At 67.7% G+C, this 2,597-nt stretch carries 1 protein-coding gene; it reads right to left on the bottom strand.

The features are described from left to right. Positions 1–2,524 (bottom strand): glutamate synthase central domain-containing protein (locus tag AB4Y86_RS16435; RefSeq protein ID WP_441403246.1); only part of this gene is annotated, 2,524 nt, incomplete at its 3' end. Between the last annotated feature and the right edge of the window lie 73 nt (positions 2,525–2,597).

Genomic DNA, 2,597 nt, shown 5'->3' with positions numbered 1-2,597 from the left:
GCTGCAGCCGGAACACGGTCTCCGGGTTGAACAGGTGCGGCTCGCCGTCCCGGCGCCACTGGTACTCTCCGCCGCCCAGCAGGGGCTGGTGCGGGACTTCGATGCCGTTCTCCGGGTACGCCATCCGGTGGCGCGCCGCGACTTCCGCGGCGACGACGTCGAGGCCGACGCCGCCCAGCTGGGAGTTCGTGCCGGCGAAGTACTCGTCCACGAGGTCCTGGCCCAGGCCGAGCGCTTCGAAGGTCTGGGCGCCGGTGTAGGAGGCGACGGTGGAAATGCCCATCTTGGACATGATCTTCAGGACGCCCTTGCCGAGGCCCTTGATCAGGTTGTAGACGCCGTCCTGCGGGGTGACGCCGACGACGTCGCCCGCCGCGATCAGCTGTTCGACGGATTCCATCGCCAGGTACGGGTTCACGGCGGAGGCGCCGTAGCCGATCAGCACGGCCACGTGATGGGTTTCGCGGACGTCGCCGGCCTCGACTACGAGCGCCGTCTTGGTGCGGTTGGCGCTGCGCAGCAGGTGGTGGTGCACGGCGCTGACCAGCAGCAGGGACGGRATCGGMGCCCACTGGGCGTTCGAGTCACGGTCCGAGAGCACGACGTACTGCACGCCGCGGTTGATGGCGCCCGAGACCTGCTCGCAGATTTCGGTCAACCGGGCGCGCAGGGCGTGTTCGCCGCCCTCGGGGCGGTACAGGCCGCGGACCTTCATGGCGACCCGGTCGCCGTCGGCGTTGTCGATGTTCGCGATCTTGGCCAACTGGTCGTTGTTGATCACCGGGAACGGCAGCGAAACCTGGGGCTGCCGGACCTGTTTGGTATCCAGCAGGTTGCCGTTGGGGCCGATTGCGCAGGTCAGGGAGGTGACGAGTTCCTCGCGGATCGCGTCCAGCGGCGGGTTGGTGACCTGGGCGAAGGATTGCACGAAGTAATCGAAGAGCAGCCGCGGCCGTTTGGAGAGGACTGCCACCGGGGTGTCCGAGCCCATGGCACCCAGGGGTTCTGCGCCGGTGCGGGCCATCGGGCCGAGCAGGATCTTCAGTTCCTCGGTGGTGTAGCCGAACGTGCGCTGGCGGATGTTGACCGAGGCGGCGGTGTGCACGACGTGCTCGCGTTCGGGCAGGTCCTTGAGGTCGATCAGGTTGTCCTTGACCCATTCGGCCCACGGGTTGGCTGCGGCGACCTCGGCCTTGACCTCGGCGTCGTCGATGACCCGGCCGGCGTCGGTGTCCACGAGGAACATCTTGCCGGGTGAGACGCGGCCCTTCTTGACCACCTTGGCGGGTTCGACGTCGATCACGCCGACTTCGGAGGCGAAAACGACCAGGCCGTCCTCGGTGATCCAGTACCGGCCCGGGCGCAGCCCGTTGCGGTCCAGGGTGGCGCCGACGAGGTTGCCGTCGGTGAAGGAGACGGCGGCGGGGCCGTCCCACGGCTCCATCAGCAGCGAGTGGTATTCGTAAAACGCGCGCCGGGCTGGGTCCATCGTGGCGTGGTTTTCCCAGGCCTCGGGGATCATCATCATGATCGAGTGCGTGATGGGCCGGCCGGAGAGCCAGAGCAACTCCGCGACCTCGTCGAAGGATGCGGAGTCCGAGGCGCCGGGGGTGCAGATGGGGTACAGCTCTTCCGGGCTGTTCCCGAGCAGCGGGTTGGCCAGCTGCGACTGGCGGGCGCGCATCCAGTTCCGGTTGCCCTTGACCGTGTTGATCTCGCCGTTATGCGCGATGGTGCGGAAGGGCTGGGCCAGCGGCCAGGACGGGAAGGTGTTGGTGGAGAAGCGCGAGTGGACGATCGCGAGCTTGGTCTTGAAGCGGGTGTCCGAAAGGTCCGGGTAGAACGGTTCCAGCTGCGCGGTGGTCAGCATGCCCTTGTAAACGATGGTCCGGGACGACAGCGAGGGGAAGTACACGCCGAACTTGTTCTGCGCGCGCTTGCGGATCCGCCAGGCGCGGGAATCGAGTTCGTTGCGCGTGAGCGTTTCGCCGGTGCTGGAAGCGAAGAACGGCTGCGCGAAGTAGGGCATGCAGGCCCGGGCCATGGCACCGACCAAGTCGGCTACGATCGGGACTTCGCGCCAGCCGAGGACGGTCAGGCCCTCGTCGGCCGCGAGGCTCTCGATGCCCGTCTTGGCGGCGTCGGATTCACGCTGTTCGGCCGGTAGGAAGGCGGTGCCCACGACGTACTGGCCCGGGGCGGGGAGTTCGAAGTCGGCGACGGCGCGGAAGAACTCGTCGGGCACCTGCATGAGGAGTCCGGCGCCGTCGCCGGTTCCCTCATCGGCGCCGACGGCACCGCGGTGTTCGAGGTTGCGCAGGGCCGTCAGTGCGGCTGCCACAATGTCGTAGCCGGGCTCGCCGCGCAGGGTGGCGATGATGGCCAGTCCGCAGGCGTCCTTCTCGTGCTCCGGGTTGTAGAGTCCGGCGGCGTCGGGCAGGGCCGCAAAACGTTTGAACGGCGACATGGCTGTGCTGGGCTGGTCCGGACCGGACCAGCTGGGGCTGTGCAGGGTTTGGGTCATGGGAGACGTCCTTCCTCCTGATCGTGCGTATGGGAGGGACAACATTGGCCCGAATCGAGGCGCCGGTGTGACG

Source organism: Arthrobacter sp. 2YAF22_2 (assembly GCF_052114645.1).
In the GTDB taxonomy this organism is placed as follows: domain Bacteria; phylum Actinomycetota; class Actinomycetes; order Actinomycetales; family Micrococcaceae; genus Arthrobacter.
The sequence above is the reverse complement of the archived record's forward strand: the minus strand, read 5'-3'. Positions and strand labels throughout refer to the sequence as shown.